The sequence below is a fragment of the Mesorhizobium sp. M7A.F.Ca.MR.176.00.0.0 genome, assembly GCF_004023165.1.
In the GTDB taxonomy this organism is placed as follows: Bacteria; Pseudomonadota; Alphaproteobacteria; order Rhizobiales; family Rhizobiaceae; genus Mesorhizobium.
Window position 1 is genome coordinate 1,354 of sequence record NZ_RZTC01000117.1, and the last position, 17,548, is coordinate 18,901.

The window sequence follows — 17,548 nt, forward strand, 5'->3', positions numbered from 1 at the left end:
CAGTTTTCGCGACTGGCTGCTGGGCCTGGTCGAGAAGGAGCCGGCCGTTCTCGCGTGGTAGTTACTTCCGCTTCAGCGCATCCGCCAAGGCAGCACCGAATGCGCCTTGCTGTGCCGGCCGCTCCGGCTGACGTTGCTGCGGTGCCGGCGAACGTGGTGCCGGCCTGCCGCCACCATTGTCGCGTGGCCCGCCACGCGGTGCGCCACCCTCGCCGCCATCCTTGCGCATGGAAAGCGCGATGCGCTTGCGCTTGATGTCGACGTCGACGACCCGCACCTTGACCACATCGCCGGCCTTCACGACCTCATGCGCGTCCTTGATGAACCGGTCGGCCAGTTGCGAGACATGCACCAGCCCGTCCTGATGCACTCCGATATCGACAAAGGCGCCGAAGGCGGCCACATTGGTGACCGTGCCTTCGAGCAGCATGCCGGGCTTCAGATCCTTGATGTCGTCGACGCCGTCGGCGAAGGTCGCCGTCTTGAAGCCTGGGCGCGGGTCGCGGCCGGGCTTTTCCAGCTCCGCCAGGATGTCGCGCACCGTCGGCAAGCCGAAACGCTCGTCGACGAAGACGCGCGGGTCGAGTGCCTTCAGCGCGGCACTATCGCCCATCAGCGACCGCACATCGCGCCCGCAGGCGGCGACGATCTTCTTCGCCACGCCATAGGCCTCCGGATGCACCGACGAGGCATCGAGCGGCTCGCTGCCATTGGCAATGCGCAGGAAGCCGGCGGATTGTTCGAAGGCCCGCGGTCCGAGCCGCGGCACCTTGAGCAGATCCTTCCGGCTGGCGAAGGGTCCGGTTGCATCGCGATGCGCAACGATCGCGTCGGCCAGTGATGCGCCTAGGCCTGAAACACGCGCCAGAAGTGGCGCCGAGGCGGTGTTGAGGTCGACGCCGACGGCGTTGACCGCGTCTTCCACCACCGCTTCCAGCGAGCGGCCAAGCCGGTACTGGTCGACATCATGCTGGTACTGGCCGACGCCGATCGATTTGGGCTCGATCTTGACCAGTTCGGCCAAGGGATCCTGCAGCCGCCGGGCGATCGAGACGGCGCCGCGCAACGACACGTCGAGGCCGGGGAATTCCGCCGCCGCCGTCGCTGATGCCGAATAGACCGAGGCGCCGGCCTCGCTGACGATCACCTTCAGGGGCTTCGGACCACCATCCGCCGGCATGTCGGACAGCATGTCGGCGACCAGCTTTTCCGTCTCGCGGCTGCCGGTGCCGTTGCCGATCGAAATCAGCTCGACCTTGTGCAGCCGGATGAGCTTGGCGAGCTCCGCCTGCGTGCCGCGCACATCATTCCTGGGCGGGAACGGGTAGACGGTCGTCGTGGTCAGCACCTTGCCAGTGCCGTCGACCACCGCCACCTTGACGCCGGTGCGGATGCCGGGGTCGAGCCCCATAGTGGCGCGCGAACCGGCGGGCGCCGCCAGCAGCAAATCCTTGAGGTTACGGGCGAACACATGGATCGCCTCTTCCTCGGCCCGCTCGCGCAGATCGCGCATCAAATCGAGAGTCAGGTGCAGCGACAGTTTTATCCGCCAGGTCCAGCCCGCCACCTCCATCAGCCAGCGGTCACCCGGCAGGCTGCCTCCGACGGCATAGGCATTGGCGATCATCCGCTCGACCGGCTTCACCGGCGACGTATCATCGGCATCGACCTCGATGTCGAGCGAAAGCACCTCCTCGTTGCGGCCACGCAGCATCGCCAGCGCGCGATGGCTCGGCACATTTGCCCAGCGCTCGACATGGTCGAAATAGTCGGAGAATTTCGCACCAGCTTCCTGCTTGCCGTCGACCACCCTGGCGCGCATGAAGGCGCGCTCCTTCATGTAGCTGCGCAATTTTCCGACCAGATCGGCATTCTCGGCGAATTGTTCCGACAGGATGTCGCGCGCTCCTTCGAGCGCTGCCTTGGTATCGGCCACCTCTTCGCTGACATAGGCCAGTGCCAGTTCGGCAGGCACCAATGAGCGGTTCGCCAGGATGGCTTCGGCCAGCGGCCCCAGCCCGCGCTCCCTGGCGATCTCGGCCTTGGTCCGGCGCTTGGGCTTGTAGGGCAGGTAGATGTCCTCAAGTTCCGCCTTGGTGCTGGCGGCGACGATCTTGCCTTCAAGCTCCTCGGTCAGCTTGCCCTGTTCGCGGATTGAGCCAAGGATGCTGTCGCGACGCGCATCGAGCTCGCGCAGATAGGCAAGGCGTTCGGCAAGATCGCGCAATTGCGTGTCGTCGAGCCCGCCGGTGACTTCCTTGCGGTAGCGCGCCACGAACGGCACTGTCGCGCCCTCATCGAGCAGTTCAATCGCCGCGGCCGCCTGTTCGGGCCGCGCACTGATCTCGGCCGCGATGATGGCTGCAATGCGCTTGATGTCGGATGCCATGTCGTACCTGCTCTCGTCCAAAGAGCGGCGACCATAGGCGCAGACGTCCGGTCCGCCAACCGCCGCGTTTCCATGAGCCCGACGGGTCCACAGGAAAGCGCGCGCTAATGTGGCGGCCAGGCGAGGATCAGACCATCCGGCTCAGCGCCTCGAAGAAGGCGACGATTTCGACATCGAGCGGATCGTCGACCGGCTCGGGCTGCGACGACATCTTGGCGATCACCACTTTGGTCCTGGGATCGACATACAGCCACTGGCCATGAATGCCGATGCCGCAATAGGCGCCGTTCGGCAAGCCCGTCTGGTACCATTTGTTGCGATAGCGGCCCTTCGGGAACAGCGGCTGCATCGCGCCGCGCTGCCAAGCGTCGGAACTGCCGCCGCTAGCAACCGTATCGCGCACCCAGGCTTCCGGCACGATGCGGCGGCCATTGGCCACCCCGCCTTGCCGCATCATCTCGCCAACACGCGCCAGGTCGCGCGGCGTCACCGAAATACCGCCGGCCGTGCGCGCCGTGCCTTCCATGTCGACGCCGATCGAGGCTTCGCTGACAGCGCCGAGCGGCAGCCACAGCTTCTCGCGCATCACGTCGGTGAACCGCTGGCCCGACGCGCGCTCGAGCAGCAGGCCGAGCAGGTCGGAATTCGGCGAGCGGTAGCGGAAGGTCTGGCCATGCGGCTCTGCAAGGCGTTGCAAGGTCAAAATGAATTCGCGCAGGCTCTCCGTGCCGCCGCCCGGATTCCACAGCGTGGCGCGACGATAACGGGCGAAAGCGCTCTCCGGATCGAGATAGGCTTCCTCGAAATCGAGGCTGACGCTCATGTCGAGCACATGCCGCACGCTCGCATCGCCATAGGCCGAGCCGGCGGCTTCAGGGATGTAGGCCGTCACCGGCGCTTCCGGGTCGAATACGCCCTCGCCTTCCAGAATGCCGGCAATGATGGCGGTCAGCGACTTGCTGATCGAAAAGATGATGTGGCGGGCGCCGAAATCCATATGCGGGGCGAACCAGTCGCCGACGATCTTGCCGTCTTTCATCACCGTCAGTGCGTCGGTGCTCGAACGCGCGAGAAATTCAGCCACTGTCTCCGATGTGCCGGCGATCGCGACCTTTTCGCCGAGCAGGCCGCCCATATCGCGCACGGGGGTTTCGACAACGCCCGACGTCGCCGCCACGCGGGCGGTCGGCACCAGTTCGCCGAGGTTCTGGAACGACCACCGGTTGAAGGGGTTCTCGCGCCAGTTGGCGAGCACCACCTGGTTGCGCCGGAAGCCATAGCGGGTCTCGAACACGGTCTTGCCGGTCATGGCGTTTCCTTCCGGGTCGTTTCTTCTTTGTGGGGGCTCAGCGAAGTGCCGTGGCGATAGCGTGCACGGCCTTCAGCGTCGCTATGGAATAGGCACCATTGGCGAAATCCGGCCAGGTCGAAAGCTTCACCACGACCATTCCGGTGTTCCAGTCGATATGGATCATCTGACCGAACACGCCGCGGCACATCAGTGCGCGCGAGCGCGGATCCTCGATCCAGAACTGGTTGCGATAGCTGCCCTCCGGCAGGCTGGGGCTGAAGTCCGGCCCATGCCTGCCGTTGCGCGTCGCCTCGACCCAGCCGGCCGGCACGACGCCGCCACCATTGTCGAGGATCAGCTGGCCGAAGCGGCCATAGTCGCGCAGCGTCGCGTTGAAGCCACCGTCGGCCACCGCATAGCCGGCGCTATCGACCGTGAAGCAGGCGCTTTCATCAGCGCCGAGCTTTTGCCAGAGTTCTTCCGAAACCACCTGCGGCAGCCGTTTGCCCGTCACCCGCTCCATGATGAAGGCAAGCACGTCGGTCTCGATCGAGCGGTATTCGAATTGAGCCCCGTGCGGGCGGATCGTGTCCTTCAAGCCGAGGATCAGCTCGAACATATGCGAGGGCCAGCGAAAGGCCGGATCGCTGTCCGGCGGCACCGGCTTCCAGCCGGTGGCGACATCGACCTGGCCGATGTCGGAATAGCGGTCGGTATATTCCTCTGAGAAACGGACGCCGCTGGTCATGTCCAGCACATGCTGGACGCTGGCGCCGGTCCAGCCGGTAACGCCGAGTTCCGGCAGGTAATCTGTTACCAGTCTGGCCGGATCGATCAGGCCGCGCCCGACCAGTATGCCGAACACCGAACCGGTAACGGACTTCGCCATCGACTGCGACAAGTGCAGCGTGCGCTCATCCATGCCGTTGAAATAGCGCTCATAGGCGACCTTGCCGTCCTTGAGCACCAGAAAGCCGTCCGTATAGGTCTCGTCGAGCAACCCGGCGAGCGTCGTCGGCATGCCCTCGCTGTCCTCGACCGCCAGCCCGTCGAGATCGGCCTCGGCGCGTTCGAAGCGGTGGCGATGGCCATTGCCGCGCCAGACTTCGGCGGTCGGCAGAATTTCACGGATGTGCTGGAACGCCCAGCGGTTCCACGGCGGCCGGTCCCAGTCGAGCTTCGGCGGTACCATGGCGGGCGGCGAGCCCTGCATGATCGGCGGCTGCGGATCGGAATTGCGATAGGAGTCCATGACGGCCGAGTCCCTTGAACATGAAAACGGACCCGGCGGCGTGTGCCGCCGGGTCCGTCGAACCCAGTTTATTTCTGCAACTCGGTCCAGATCTTGGTGTAAATTTCCTGGGTCTCCGGCGAGCACATCTGCTGCAGCTCGCCACGTGGCTTGTCCGCGGCCGGAATGATGACTTCGGGCGCGTCCTTCATGTCGGCCGGCATGTACTTGTCCGAGCCGGTGATGGCATTGGCGTAGCGATGGAAGGCCGAGAGACCTGCCGCGTTTTCCGGGTCCATGATGAAGTTCTGGAAAAGCTTGGCGTTCTCGACGTTCTTGGCTTCCTTAAGAACGACGACGTTGTCGCTCCACAGGCCGAAGCCTTCTTTCGGATAGTTGTAGTGGATGGCCGGGTTGGCCAGCCGCTGGCGCAGCGCCGAGCCGTTCCAGTCGCTGGTCGCCTTGAAGTCGCCGGCGCCCATCTTCTCGATGGTGTTGTATTCCATCGCGATCCAGTTCGGCTTGGCCGCCACCAACAGGTCGCGCACCTTCTTCAGCACCGCCTTGTCGTCGGTGCATTGCTGGCCGCCGACATACTTGATCGCGGCGAAGATCACATCGCCCATCTCCGGAACGACATTGACCTTGCCCTTGAGCTCGTCAGGCGTGTTGAAGATGATGCCCCAGCTATCGGCCGGCCCCTTGTAGGCATCGGTATTGACGACCACGCCGATCGTGCCCCACGCCCATGGAACACTGTATTTGCGTCCCGGATCGAAATCGGGATTGGCCCATTCCGGCGCCACGTTCTTGAAGTTTTCCATCTTGCCAGGATCGGTCTCCTGGATGAGGCCTTCCTTGATCCAGATCGGCACGTAGGTCTGCGACGGCACCGCAATGTCGAAGCCGGTGCCTCCCTGGCGAACCTTGGCCAGCGCGGTGTCGTTGGAATCGTAGTCGGTGATGGTCACTTTGACGTTGTATTTGGCCTCGAACTTCTTGATCACGTCGGGGCTGGTGTAGTTGCCCCAATTGTAGATGTTGAGCACGCCGTCGGCGCGGGCCAGGCCCGTCGAGGCGAGCAACGCCAACCCCATGGCGGTTGCTGTTGTCTTCCAGTTCATGGTTTTAACTCCCATTTTTCGGTTCAGTCTCGTTTCCTGCTGACGAAGAAAAACAACGTGACGATCGCGACCGAAAGCAGCAGGAAGGCGGTCGATATCGCGTTGATCTCGGGTGTGATGCCGCGGCGGATCTGGCCGAGCATGTAAGTGGGCAGCGTGTCCTGGCCGCCTGATTTGACGAACTCGGTGATGACGACGTCGTCGAGCGAGATGACGAAGGCCAGCATCAGCCCGGCCAGGATGCCGGGCCACAGAATCGGCAGCGTGATGCGCCGGAAAGCCTTCCAGGGCGTCGCGTAGAGGTCGGCTGCGGCACGCTCCAGCGTCAGGTCCATATTCTCAAGCCGCGCCCGGATCGGCAAATAGGCAAAGGGAATGCAGAACGCCGTGTGCGCGGCGACCAGATAGCCGATGCCGGAATAGCCGGTGAAGATCTTGATGCGCGAGAAGAAGATCAGCAGCGCCACGCCGGTGACGATCTCGGGCACCATCAGCGGCTGGTTGATCGCCGCATATTTGAAGGTGAGGCCGGGATAGGGCGCGGTGCGGGTGGTGGCGAGCGCCGCCATGGTGGCAAAGATCGTGGAGAGCACCGCCGCGATGGAGCCAATCTGGAAAGAACGCAGCGTGGCATCGACGACCTGCGTGTTCTGCCATGCCGACTGGAACCATTTCAGCGAAAAGCCGCCCCATTCGGAGGTCGAGCTCGCCGCGTTGAAGGCATAGATGACCAGCACGATGATCGGCAGGTACAGCACGACAAAGCAGGTCGCGGCGATCGCGGTGAATCCTGGCTGGTGCTTGATGGAAAAGTTCTTAGCCATGACGCACCCCCGATCTTCCGGCATTACGCACATAGGCAAGCAGCGCCACCATGACGATGATCATGACGGCGATCGACAGCGCCGAGCCGAGTGGCCAGTTGCGGCCCTGCCCGAACTGCAGTTCGATCAGGTTGGACAGCATCATGTTCTTGCCACCGCCAAGAACGCTCGGTGTCACATAGGCGCCAAGTGCTGGAATGAAGACCAGTATGGAGCCGGCGATGACGCCCGGCTTGACCAGCGGAAAGATGATCCGCCGCAGCACCCGGAAGCGCGACGCGTAAAGGTCGTACCCCGCCTCGACCAACCGGAAATCGAGTTTTTCCATGCTGGCATAGATCGGCAGCACCATCAGCGGCAGGTAGACATAGGCCATGCCGATCAGGATCGCCGTGTCGGTGTAGAGTATCTGGATGGGCGCCGAGATGATGCCGAGCTTGAGCAGGATCGTGTTGACGATGCCTTCGTTGCGGATGATCTGCAGCACCGCGAAGGTGCGGATCAAAAGGTTGGTCCAGAACGGAATGGTAATCAGGAACAGCCAGAGATCGCGGGTCTTTTCGCTGCGCGTCGCCATGAAATAGGCGGTCGGGAAACCAAGCACCAAAGTGGCGATCGTCGTCACCACCGAGAGCTTGATCGAGCGCAGGAAGATGGTGACGTGGGCGGCGGCGATCGAAAGCGTGTCGTCGAAGATATCGCGTTCCAGAAACACCGATATCCAGGCTTCCGGCGAGAACTGCCACTTCACGTCGCCATAGGAGCCTGGCGTCAGGAACGAGTAGACGAGCACGATCAGCAAGGGGCCGGTCGCGGCGAGGAAAATGACCAGCAGCGCTGGCGCTGACAAAAGCCAGCGGTCACGGACATCGCGCCGCTCCGCTGCCTTGGCGACTTCTTCCGCGGTCGCCATCGTCAGTCCTTCAGAACCTGAGCGGCATCGCTGCCGATGAGGATGCCGACTGCGTCGCCCTTCTCGAAACCGCAGCCCGCGCTGCGCGTGTTCTGCTGGCGTACGGTGAAGAGTTCGCCACTGTCGAGATGAACATGGATGTGGGTGTCGGTACCGAAATAGACGATGTTTTCGACCGTCCCCGACAGTTCGCCCTTGGCCTTGGTCAGCTTGGCGTGTTCGGGCCGAACCACCACCGTGGCGTTGGGTTTGGGCTGGAAACCCTGGGCCACGGTCGCCTCGATGGTCGCACCGGATTTGAGCGTGGCGCGCGCCTTGCCGTTGGCCATCTCGCTGATGGCGGCGGTGAGGAAGTTGGTTTCACCGATGAAGTCGGCGACGAAGCGCTCCGCCGGCTTGTCGTAGATATCCCAGGGCGAACCGACCTGCAGGATTTTGCCCGATGACATCACCGCGATGCGGTCTGACATGGTCAGCGCCTCTTCCTGGTCGTGGGTGACGAAGATGAAGGTGATACCGGTCTCGTGCTGCAGCCGTTTCAACTCGATCTGCATCTCCTTGCGCAGTTTGTAGTCAAGCGCCGACAGCGGCTCATCGAGCAAAAGCACCTTCGGCTGCGGCGCCAAAGCGCGGGCCAAGGCCACGCGCTGCTGCTGGCCGCCGGAGATCTGGCTGGTGCGACGCCCGGCGAGTGCCTCCATCTTGACCAGCTTCAGCATCTCGGCGACGCGCGCCTTGATCTCGGCCTTCGGCTTGCCCAGCATCTCCAGGCCAAAGCCGATATTGTCGGCGACCGTCATGTGCGGGAACAGCGCATAGGACTGGAAAACAGTGTTGACCGGCCGCTTGAAGGGTGGCAGCGGCGCGATGTCCTGGCCGTAGAGCAGGATTTCACCGGCGGTTGGAAAGTCGAAGCCGGCGATCAGCCTGAGCAACGTCGTCTTGCCGCAGCCGGATGGCCCCAGCAACGTGAAGAATTCGTTCTCGCGGATAGATACCGAGACCGTGTCGAGGGCAGCTACCTGCCCCTCACCTGATCCGAAAATTTTGCTGACGTTTACTACTTCAATCGCATTCCGATCCGGTTTGTCCGGCACGATTACGCCTCACTGTTGACCCCGCTCTTGCTGGCGGAGCTCTTCCCCTGTTCGATGTGACCACATGGCCGGTGGGTTGGCAAGCCCGGCATTGGGTCACAGTTCAATCAGTCATTGAGGCCTGCAAGCCCCATGCCATAGTCAGGCCTGATAGGTGACCTTGCCGCCGCAAATCGTCGTCACCGGCCGCACCTTGTGCAGGTCGGCCGGGGCGGTGTTCTCGATATCCATCGACAAAACCACCAGATCGGCCATGTAGCCTGATTTCAGCGTGCCCTTGCGGTGCTCGGCGAATTCGGCGTAGGCGCCCTCGATCGTGTAACCGGCGATCGCTTCATGCAGTGAGAAACTCTGGTCCGGGTCGCTTTCTGCCCACGGTTTGCGCAACACTGCCGCCTGAATGCCCAGGATCGGATCGATCGGCGACACCGGCCAATCGGATGCGAAGACGACATGCGCGCCGGCATCCTTCAAGGTCCGCCAGGCATAGCTCAGCGGCCAGCGCGCCGGTCCGATGCGCGATACCGTCGGCTCCAGTGGAAAATCCATTGCGCCCGGCGGATGCGGCGGTTGCATGGAGGCAATGACGCCGAGTTCGGCGAAACGCGGCACATCAGCGGTGGTGGTGACCTCGATGTGCTCGACGCGGTGACGGCTGTCGCGCTTGCCGTTCGCCTTCTGCGCCGCCTCATAACCGTCGAGCACCGCGCGCACCGCGCCGTCGCCGATCGAATGCACGGCGATCTGCAGCCCGCGTCTGTCGACCGCGACGGCCAGATCGATGAACTGTTGCGGCGTGAACAGCGGCTCGCCCACCCAGTCGAGCCGGTCGGCATAAGGCTCGACCATGACAGCTGTCCAGGAATCGAGAACGCCGTCGTAGAACACCTTGACCGTGCCCGACGACAGCCATTCGCTGTTGTATCGTTCGGCCATATCAGACGCCTTGTCGAGCATGTCGAGCGTCATGAAATTCTTGTAGTGGAACGGGATCTTGACGCGGCAGGGCAAGCCTTCCTCGGCGTCGATCTCGGCCAGCAGCTCAAGCTGATAGAGATTGCCGTCCATGTTCTGGATCGAGGTGATGCCGTGGCGGGCGCACCAGGCGAGCCCGCGCCGCATGATGTCGCGGTCGGCGTCCCGCTCCGCCGTCGTCGGCATCGGGTCCGGCTCGCCGCCGGTCGACAGCCCCAGCCGCACCCGGCCTTCGCCGGCAAGATCGAGCACCGGGCCAAAGGCCTCACCCTCGCGCAATTCACCAGCGGCCAGTCCATCGTCACCCATGACGATCTCATTGCCCGGACCAAGCGTGCGCCCCTGCAGGATGCCGGCCATTTCCAGCGCCTTGGTGTTGGCCCACATGGTGTGATGGTCGGGCGCCGCCATGCAGAACGGGCGATCGGGCAAGATGGCGTCGAGGTGATGGCGCGTCACGCGCTCGCTGCCGAGCACGGTGTAGTCGACGCCCTGGCCGACCAGCATCTTCGCGTCGGGCCGGGTCGGCGCATAGTCGCGGATCGCCTTCTGCAGCGCCTCGAAGCCATGAATACCGGTGAGTTGAAGGTGGGCAAGTTCAGCCCCGCCCGAAAACAGATGCATATGGGCTTCGATGAACCCCGGGACCACCGAACCGCCCTTGGCGTCGATGACCCTGGTGGCCGGTCCCTTGAACTCTTCGATGGAGGCGCGGCTGCCGATGGCGACGATTGCGCCATCCTTGACGGCGACAGCCTCGGCGGTGGGATTGTCGTCGTCCATGGTCTGCACGAGACCGTTGACGACGATCAGATCCGCATTGTGACCCGCACCTGTGACAGACATCGCAACTCCGCGCTTTTGACGACTGACTGGGACCGATAAACCCTCTTGTCCAACAACCTGCCACCCCACCGGAGCGACGCCATGGACGAAAAAGAATGCCAGTGCGCTGTCTTGGAAATTCCCCTTGTCATCCCGAGAGGCAGCGTGGATAAAGAATGCGACTGATTATTCGCGTTTGTCAACATGCCGAATCTGGAATGTATTGTGGACAGCAAGCTCCCACCATGTTGAGACCGGGCGGGGAACGAGGACATCGGACAGTGAAGCGCAGTCTCGATCGCAAAACCAGGATAGCGCTCGAACCGCGCAAACAGCCGCGGCAACAACGGTCGAGCAAGGTGGTCGATCGGATTCTCGACGCAGCGCTGGTCTTGACGCGGGAGCAAGGAACCAAGACGCCCACGACGCTCGCCATTGCGCAGCGCGCAGGCTTGTCGGTTGGTTCGATCTACCAATACTTTCCCAACAAGGAAGCCATTCTTCTGGACCTCGCCCGGCGCTGGCTGTCATCCTTTCCCGAGGTGATCGCCAAGCGTATCAAGGTCGCCCCGCCCACCAACCGTGAAGAGTTTCGGCGCGAAGTGCGCAAGCTCTTCATCGACACGTCCAGACTCTACCTCGAAAACGCCAGCCTGATGCCGGTGATCGAGGCCATTTCAGGCAACGCCGACCTCAGGCCGATCCAGAACGAATATGACGAGCAGATCATCGCGCTCTACGCCGCATGGCTGCAGCATGTGAACCCGGCGCTTGAAAACAAGATCGCCAGCCGGCTCGGCGTGCTGATGATGGACGTCGGGCACGCCTGCCGGCTTGTCGGGCTGAAAAGAGACCGCAAGACATACGACCTCATCGAGGACGATGTGGAAAGAATGTGGCTCGCTCTGGTGAGCCCTTATCTCAATCTTGAATCTTGACTGATTTCACACTTCGAGAGGAATTTATGAAGACTGTTTTCTCCCCTCTGCACGCCGGCCATGCCGGCCAAATGGAACTGGTCACATCAGCCATCGTGCCGGGTTTCGAAAAGCCATCGCGGGCCGAATTCATCAAGGCACGGGTCGAAAGCGAGAAACTGGGTCCCATCATCGCGCCGCACGAACACGACCTCGCCGCCGCCAAGCGCATCCACAAATCGGACTATATCGACTTTCTCCCGACAGTCTGGCCGCAATGGCTGCAAGCAGGCCTCACGGGCACGGCGATGCCCTTCACCTGGCCGACGCGCGGCCTGCGCGGCGACGTGCCGCCAAAACGCATCGACGCCCTGCTCGGCTATTATTCCTTCGATGCCGGCGCCACCTTCGTCGAAGGTACCTGGACGGCGATCAAGTCTTCCTACGACGTGGCGCTGACCGCCGCCGGCTTGGTCAAGGATGGCGAGGCTTCCGCCTTCGCGCTCTGCCGTCCGCCCGGCCACCATGCCGGGGCTGGCTTCATGGGCGGCTATTGCTACATCAACAACGCCGCCGTCGCCGCGCAATGGTTCCGCGACCAGGGCGCCAAACGCATCTCGATCCTCGATGTCGACTATCACCACGGCAACGGCACGCAGGAGATCTTCTACGACCGTGCCGACGTCCAGGTGCTCAATCTGCATGGCGATCCGATGGTCGAGTACCCGTTCTTCCTCGGCCATGCCGACGAACGCGGCGCGGGTGCCGGCGAAGGCTTCAACATCAACTATCCGATGCCCTTCGGCACCGACTGGGATGCATGGAACGCCTCGCTCGAGGATGCCTGCGCCAGGCTCACCGCTTATGCCCCGGATGTCGTCATCGTCTCGCTGGGTGTCGATACGTTCGAGAAGGACCCGATCAGCCAGTTCAAGCTGAAGACATCTGATTATCCAAAGATCGGCCGCCGCATCGGCGGGCTCGGCCTGCCGACGCTGTTCGTCATGGAAGGCGGCTATGCCGTCGAGGAGATCGGCATCAACGCGGTCGGCGTGCTGACCGGGTTCGAGGATCGGTAAATGCCTGTCGTCCCGGAGCATCTAGCGGTTTTGGGACAACGACAGGCATAAGCAAGGGACGGCCGGGACCGGGCGGCAACATCGCCCGGTTCCCACTATCGGGCCAAGGCACCAGCCTTCGGCACGGCAACCGGCGCGCCCATCTGTTCAATGCTCCCGAGCCTGGCGAAATCGACCGGCCGCCGAAATGGCCGGCGAAGGTTTTCGCGTCCCGGTCTTCTGTCCGAGGCGCGAAAACCGACCTCTGAGTCGCACGTGAGTCCACCGGATTCGATTTTGTCAAATCGCGTTTGATGTCAGATTCAACTGCGGGTAGATTAGACCCGAATCAGCCGGTCCTTGGGGGGCGCGGCGACCACCCAAAGTCTCTTGTTCCGGAGCTTTTCCGGCACCAGACGCGGACGGCTTCGCGTTCCCTGAATGGATTCGGGATTTGGTTCGGCGCAGCCTGCGCCACGCGTGTGTCTTCGTCAAAGTAATGCGTATTCGGGTTCGGCGGCTGGCTTCCAGCATCCGGACAGCAGAAACGATTCCGGCCAAAAGCAACAAGAATGAGCAGTCCCGCCGCACTTCTTCAATCCGACACATTGGGCTCGCGCCTGACGTCGCGCGGCGATCTCACCAGCTTTTTCATGCAACTGACCGCCGAGATCGGGGCCGACAGCTACATGTTGGTCGCCATTGTCCACGACCAGGACCGCAACGATGCGCGCATCGTCTCCTCCAACTGGATTTTCGATGCCATCGAGCTGATCGGCAAGCGGCTGATCGCCGGGCTCGCGCAAGGCGCGCTCACCGTCGCGCCAGGTATCCGTCCACATCCGCTCGTGGCATCCCGGGCACCAGAAACAGACGGATTGATCACCGGAGAGGAAGCCCGCCTTCTCGACGTGCTCGGCCATGCCGAAATCTATTCGCTGCGCCTTAATGTCGGTCGCCAGCGCCTGTTCGCCCTGTTCTCTGCGGCGACCGCCGGCAGCATCGACCAGCCGGCGTTGATGCGGGCGCAACTGAAATGCTGCTACGCGCTCTCGCACATCCCGCAACTGATTGCCGCTGCCGCCATGCAGGATCCGTTGTCGGATCGGGAGCGCGAATGCCTGTTCTGGGTTTCCGAAGGCAAGACCACCGACGAGGTCGCCGTCATCCTTGGCGTCTCCTCCAACACCGTCAACAGCTACATCACCCACGCCATCCAGAAATTCGCGGCCAGCAACCGCGCGATGGCCATCGCCACGGCGATCAGGAGCGGCATCATTTGAAACACGCCGATATCAAGGAAACGGCCGAAGCCCTTTTCAACGAGCAGCGCAACCCGTTCGGAGCCTTCACCCTTGGCTCCGAAACCCATCACGCGGTCACCATTCCCGATGCCGTGCGCCGCTGCCGCTGGATCGCCGTTGACATGAATGCCTCGGCTTTCGGCCTCTTCTTCGTAAGCCCCTCGCCCGAGCGGGCGCGGCTCGTGCCATGCTTTGATTCCGACTATCCGGGCATTGCCGTGGCGACCAAGTTCATCTCAGGCGCCAACGGCGAGGAGATCGTGCGCCACACCCGCCTCTCGACCGAACCGCGCTGGTGGACGGATGACGGCGTCCTTGCCATGGCGGAGCTGTTTACCACTCTCGCCTGGACCGAGCAGATGGCGGCGCTGGTGCCCGGAACCAGCGGCATCGCTTTTCCCGTGCACGCCGACCGCGGCCAATGCGGTCTTGTCGTATTCCTGGGCTCGGAGATGACCTTGCAGCAGGATGCGCTCTACGAAATACACGCCCGCTGCTTTTCGCTGTTCGCCGCCGTCGCCCGCATCCGTCCGGGCGATACCGGCCGCATGCGGGCAATCTCCAAGCGCGAGCTCGAATGCCTTAAGCTGACCGCCAACGGCAACACCAGCGAAGAGATCGCGCGGCTCCTGAAACTATCGGTGCACACCGCCAACCAGTATCTGACCCAATCGACCCAGAAGCTCAACGCCGTCAATCGCAACCAGGCCGTGGCCAAGGCGCTGCGGCTGGGCTTGATCGAATAGGGGTTTTCGACAGGCAGCTCGATAGCGACCGACGTCAGCGATAGGCGAGCGGCTCGACCTTGCGGATACGCGCCTGTTCGATCACCGCCTCGAGCAGCGCCGTATTGTGCTCCGGGTCTTCGCCCGGCTTCTCGAACGACACGTAGTTGACCGCCACCGAAGCGCCGAGTTCGCTCAGCGTCAGCTGGAAATAGACGGTGACGCCGGGCGGCCTCAGTTCCAGATCGAGCACGATGCGCGGGCTGCCGCTCCAGTCGACATGCGCCTCACCACCATGGCCAAGCCGCAGAGTGCCCGGCATGAAGAACAACTCGACCGCTGAATCGACCAGGTCCGACAGGCACGCGAAATGCTCCAGCCGGATAAAGGCGATGTAGTCGGCGACATCGATCAGCCTGAGTTCCCCCACCACCTGCTCGATGGCGCTGGCGACGATGATCTCGCGAGATTTTGCGTGTGGTTGCCGGTTCATGAAATCTGTCTGCGCTCAGCCTTTTTCGAGTAGACGATCCGCACCAGTTCGGCGACGGCCTGGTAGAATTGTGACGGGATCACACTATCGACCGAAACTTGCTTGTACATGGAGCGGGCGAGCGCCACGTCCTCGAAGACCGGGATGTTGTGTTCCCGCGCGATCTCGCGGATTTTCAGCGCCACCAGATCCTGGCCCTTGGCCAGCACCATGGGTGCCGAGTCCTCGTCGCGCACATATTTCAGCGCGATCGAGAAGTGCGTTGGGTTGGCGATGATCAGCGTCGCGCGCGGCACCGCCGTCATCATCCGCTTGCGCGCCCGGTCGCGCGCCAGCGAGCGCAGCCGCGACTTGACGATCGGGTCGCCCTCGGACTGTTTGAACTCGTCCTTGACCTCCTGCTTGCTCATGCGCAGATCCTGCTTCCAGTGGAAGCGCGACCAGACGATGTCGATTGCCGCGATCAGCCCCATGACGAAGACGATCGCCACCAGGATGTCGACGGCGATGCCGCGGATGACGAGACCGAATGCGACCGGATTGGTGATCATCCCGGCGAGCAGCTTTCGGTGGTCTTCCGACAGCGTGAAGCTCAGCACGACGATGGCAAACCCGACCTTGCCGAGTGACTTCAGGAACTCGACCCAACCCTGGATGCCGAACAGCCTGTTCCATCCCTTGGCGATCGAAATGCGCGAGAGTTGCGGCCGGATCCGCTCGCCTACGAATTGCGGCATGTTCTGGAACACCGAGGCGCCGACGCCGGCGACGGTCAGCAGCACCATCAGGCTCAGGACGGCGCGGCCAACCTCGAGGAGGACGATCTTGTAGAGCGCGATGACGTCGGTCTCGGTGTCCATCGGCCAGGCTTCCGGCTTTTCCAGGAACATCGACAGGAACATGCCGAGATCGATGATCGCATCCTTGGCGTAGAAGACGGTGAACACCAGGATGGCAACGAACGAGGCAAGGAGCGCTGTCTCCCGCGAATGGGGCAGTTTGCCCTGTTCGATGGTGTCGCGGATCTTCTTTTCCGTCGCCTCTTCGGTTTTCGAATCCTTGTCGACCGCGTCAGCCATGGCGCGGCCTTAGGCGGCGTCTTGGGTCGAGGGCAGTTCGAAGGCGCCTTCGCGCGACAGGCGGATCGTCGTCGTAACGATCGTCTTGCGGGCCGCCGTGATGTCGGCGAGAGGGACCCCGTCCGAGCCCTGTCCGAGTTCGGCTTCGATCATGCGCCGCGAGCGGGCGCCGATGGCCGACAGCACCGATTCTGCGAGTGCGGCCGAAGTGCCGCGCAGGGCCAGCGTGACCAACTCCGTCGACAGCCCGTCGAACAGCAGCACCCGGGCTTTCTGGGTGAGCAACGGCAAGTCGTCGAAAGCAAACAGGCGGGCCCTCACACCGTCGAGATCAGGCGTGCCGGCTGCTTCCAGATCCTGCATGACCTCCTCGAGCAGCGGCTTGTCGAGTTCGTTGAGAACGCTGGCGACACGCGCCTGCCCGGCCGAGGTGTCCTTGGTCGAGGTTTCCGCCAGCACGCTGGTGCGCAGCCGGTTTTCGACGATCCTGGCGGCAGCGTCGGGAACATTGGCCATCGTCACCATGCGCTTGATGATTTCTCCACGCATCGGCTTGGTCAGTGTCAGCAGCACGTTGGCCGCCACCTGCGGCGCCAGCTTCGACAACACCATGGCCGCCGTCTGCGGATGCTCACCGGCCAGGAAGGCACCAAGCCGCGCCGGTTCGAGCTTTTCGAGTTCGGGCCAGATCGGCGGCGGGCCTTCCGGTGCGACCTCGAATTTCTTGTCGCCCATGATCGCGCTCATCTCTTCGGGCGAGAGCGATTCGTTGAGGATGGTGTCCATCCTGTCGGCGGAATCAAGCAATCCCGCCCCTTCGGTGAACTCGGCCTCGAACTCGGCGACGATGCGCTCAAGATCGCTTTGCGGAATCGTCCGCAGCAGGCGGGCGCCCTCGATCAGGGCCTTCAGTTCTTCCTGCTTGAAGAATTTCAGCAGGCGGCTGGCCGACGGCTTGCCCATCGCCACAAGTATGGCGGCCGCCTTCTGCGCGCGGGTCAAGGTCACCGGCGTCGTCATGCCACTCGCCTCCGCTGCCACCGGCAAGCCCCGCAAACCATGTCTAGGCGCCCTTCGTGCCGGCGATGATTTCGGTCAGCCTGATGCCGAACCGCGACGGATCGCTTTCCAGCACGGTGATCTCGCCGCGCGCGATCTTGCGGCCGTTGACCACGACGTCGACAGGTTCGCCGATGCGGCGATTGAGCGCCACGGTCGAGCCTTTTTGCAGCGCCATCAGATCGGAGACCGGCATCTCGGTGCTGCCGAGGATGATCTGGACATCGACGGGGATGTTCATGAT

General features: G+C 62.9%; 17 protein-coding genes (1 of these 17 cut by a window edge). 5 read left to right on the forward strand and 12 right to left on the reverse strand.

Annotated features, from left to right (window positions below; genetic code table 11):
* Positions 1–61: the end of a LysR family transcriptional regulator gene (locus EOB59_RS28285; RefSeq protein WP_128289744.1), read on the forward strand. 869 nt of this gene lie to the left of the window's left edge; 61 of the gene's 930 nt are visible here — the last part of the coding sequence; its start codon lies beyond the left edge, outside the window; its stop codon occupies positions 59–61.
* Here the strand turns inward: EOB59_RS28285 and EOB59_RS28290 are convergent, their stop codons facing one another.
* The 8 genes from EOB59_RS28290 to EOB59_RS28325 all read right to left on the reverse strand — a co-directional run bounded on the left by EOB59_RS28290 (position 62) and on the right by EOB59_RS28325 (position 10,690).
* Positions 62–2,389 (reverse strand): Tex family protein, encoded by a 2,328-nt coding sequence (locus EOB59_RS28290; RefSeq protein ID WP_128289745.1) that lies wholly within the window; start codon positions 2,387–2,389, stop codon positions 62–64.
* Between the two features lie 127 nt (positions 2,390–2,516).
* A complete protein-coding gene (locus EOB59_RS28295; RefSeq protein ID WP_128289746.1) occupies positions 2,517–3,698 on the reverse strand; it encodes a serine hydrolase in 1,182 nt (393 codons plus the stop codon).
* A gap of 37 nt (positions 3,699–3,735) precedes the next feature.
* The gene (locus EOB59_RS28300; RefSeq protein WP_128289747.1) at positions 3,736–4,932 is read right to left on the reverse strand and encodes a serine hydrolase; all 1,197 of its coding nucleotides are present in this window, start codon (positions 4,930–4,932) and stop codon (positions 3,736–3,738) included.
* A gap of 68 nt (positions 4,933–5,000) precedes the next feature.
* Entirely contained in the window at positions 5,001–6,035 is a 1,035-nt protein-coding gene (locus EOB59_RS28305) for an extracellular solute-binding protein (protein ID WP_128289748.1), read from the reverse strand.
* Between the two features lie 23 nt (positions 6,036–6,058).
* Positions 6,059–6,859 (reverse strand): ABC transporter permease, encoded by an 801-nt coding sequence (locus EOB59_RS28310; protein WP_128289749.1) that lies wholly within the window; start codon positions 6,857–6,859, stop codon positions 6,059–6,061.
* The gene (locus EOB59_RS28315) at positions 6,852–7,772 is read right to left on the reverse strand and encodes an ABC transporter permease (protein WP_128289750.1); all 921 of its coding nucleotides are present in this window, start codon (positions 7,770–7,772) and stop codon (positions 6,852–6,854) included. Before EOB59_RS28315 ends, EOB59_RS28310 begins: the two co-directional genes overlap by 8 nt.
* Positions 7,773–7,774: 2 nt before the next feature.
* The gene (locus EOB59_RS28320) at positions 7,775–8,869 is read right to left on the reverse strand and encodes an ABC transporter ATP-binding protein (RefSeq protein ID WP_127380735.1); all 1,095 of its coding nucleotides are present in this window, start codon (positions 8,867–8,869) and stop codon (positions 7,775–7,777) included.
* Positions 8,870–9,010: 141 nt separating this feature from the next.
* Positions 9,011–10,690: an amidohydrolase gene (locus EOB59_RS28325; RefSeq protein ID WP_128289751.1), complete on the reverse strand. Its 1,680-nt coding sequence runs from the start codon at positions 10,688–10,690 to the stop codon at positions 9,011–9,013.
* Between the two features lie 155 nt (positions 10,691–10,845).
* Here EOB59_RS28325 and EOB59_RS28330 point away from each other — a divergent pair, with 155 nt between their 5' ends.
* The 4 genes from EOB59_RS28330 to EOB59_RS28345 all read left to right on the forward strand — a co-directional run bounded on the left by EOB59_RS28330 (position 10,846) and on the right by EOB59_RS28345 (position 14,694).
* Positions 10,846–11,607, forward strand: coding sequence for a TetR/AcrR family transcriptional regulator (locus EOB59_RS28330; RefSeq protein ID WP_245486794.1), 762 nt, complete (start codon positions 10,846–10,848; stop codon positions 11,605–11,607).
* 26 nt (positions 11,608–11,633) lie between these two features.
* Positions 11,634–12,665, forward strand: coding sequence for a histone deacetylase family protein (locus tag EOB59_RS28335; RefSeq protein WP_128289752.1), 1,032 nt, complete (start codon positions 11,634–11,636; stop codon positions 12,663–12,665).
* A 551-nt stretch (positions 12,666–13,216) separates the two neighbouring features.
* Positions 13,217–13,927 carry a helix-turn-helix transcriptional regulator gene (locus tag EOB59_RS28340; protein WP_127268993.1) on the forward strand — a complete coding sequence of 237 codons (711 nt, stop codon included), beginning with the start codon at positions 13,217–13,219 and terminating at the stop codon, positions 13,925–13,927.
* The gene (locus tag EOB59_RS28345; RefSeq protein WP_127326684.1) at positions 13,924–14,694 is read left to right on the forward strand and encodes a helix-turn-helix transcriptional regulator; all 771 of its coding nucleotides are present in this window, start codon (positions 13,924–13,926) and stop codon (positions 14,692–14,694) included. Before EOB59_RS28340 ends, EOB59_RS28345 begins: the two co-directional genes overlap by 4 nt.
* Before the next feature lie 34 nt (positions 14,695–14,728).
* Here EOB59_RS28345 and EOB59_RS28350 read toward each other — a convergent pair whose 3' ends face one another.
* The 4 genes from EOB59_RS28350 to fliN form a co-directional block, all read right to left on the reverse strand.
* Positions 14,729–15,166: a hypothetical protein gene (locus EOB59_RS28350; protein ID WP_127268991.1), complete on the reverse strand. Its 438-nt coding sequence runs from the start codon at positions 15,164–15,166 to the stop codon at positions 14,729–14,731.
* A complete protein-coding gene (gene flhB / locus EOB59_RS28355) occupies positions 15,163–16,245 on the reverse strand; it encodes a flagellar biosynthesis protein FlhB (RefSeq protein ID WP_128289753.1) in 1,083 nt (360 codons plus the stop codon). The genes EOB59_RS28350 and flhB overlap by 4 nt, the downstream gene beginning before the upstream one ends.
* Before the next feature lie 9 nt (positions 16,246–16,254).
* Positions 16,255–17,265 carry a flagellar motor switch protein FliG gene (locus EOB59_RS28360; RefSeq protein WP_027038262.1) on the reverse strand — a complete coding sequence of 337 codons (1,011 nt, stop codon included), beginning with the start codon at positions 17,263–17,265 and terminating at the stop codon, positions 16,255–16,257.
* 43 nt (positions 17,266–17,308) lie between these two features.
* A partial coding sequence (fliN, locus tag EOB59_RS28365) for a flagellar motor switch protein FliN (protein ID WP_127272167.1) occupies positions 17,309–17,548 on the reverse strand: 240 nt, incomplete at its 5' end.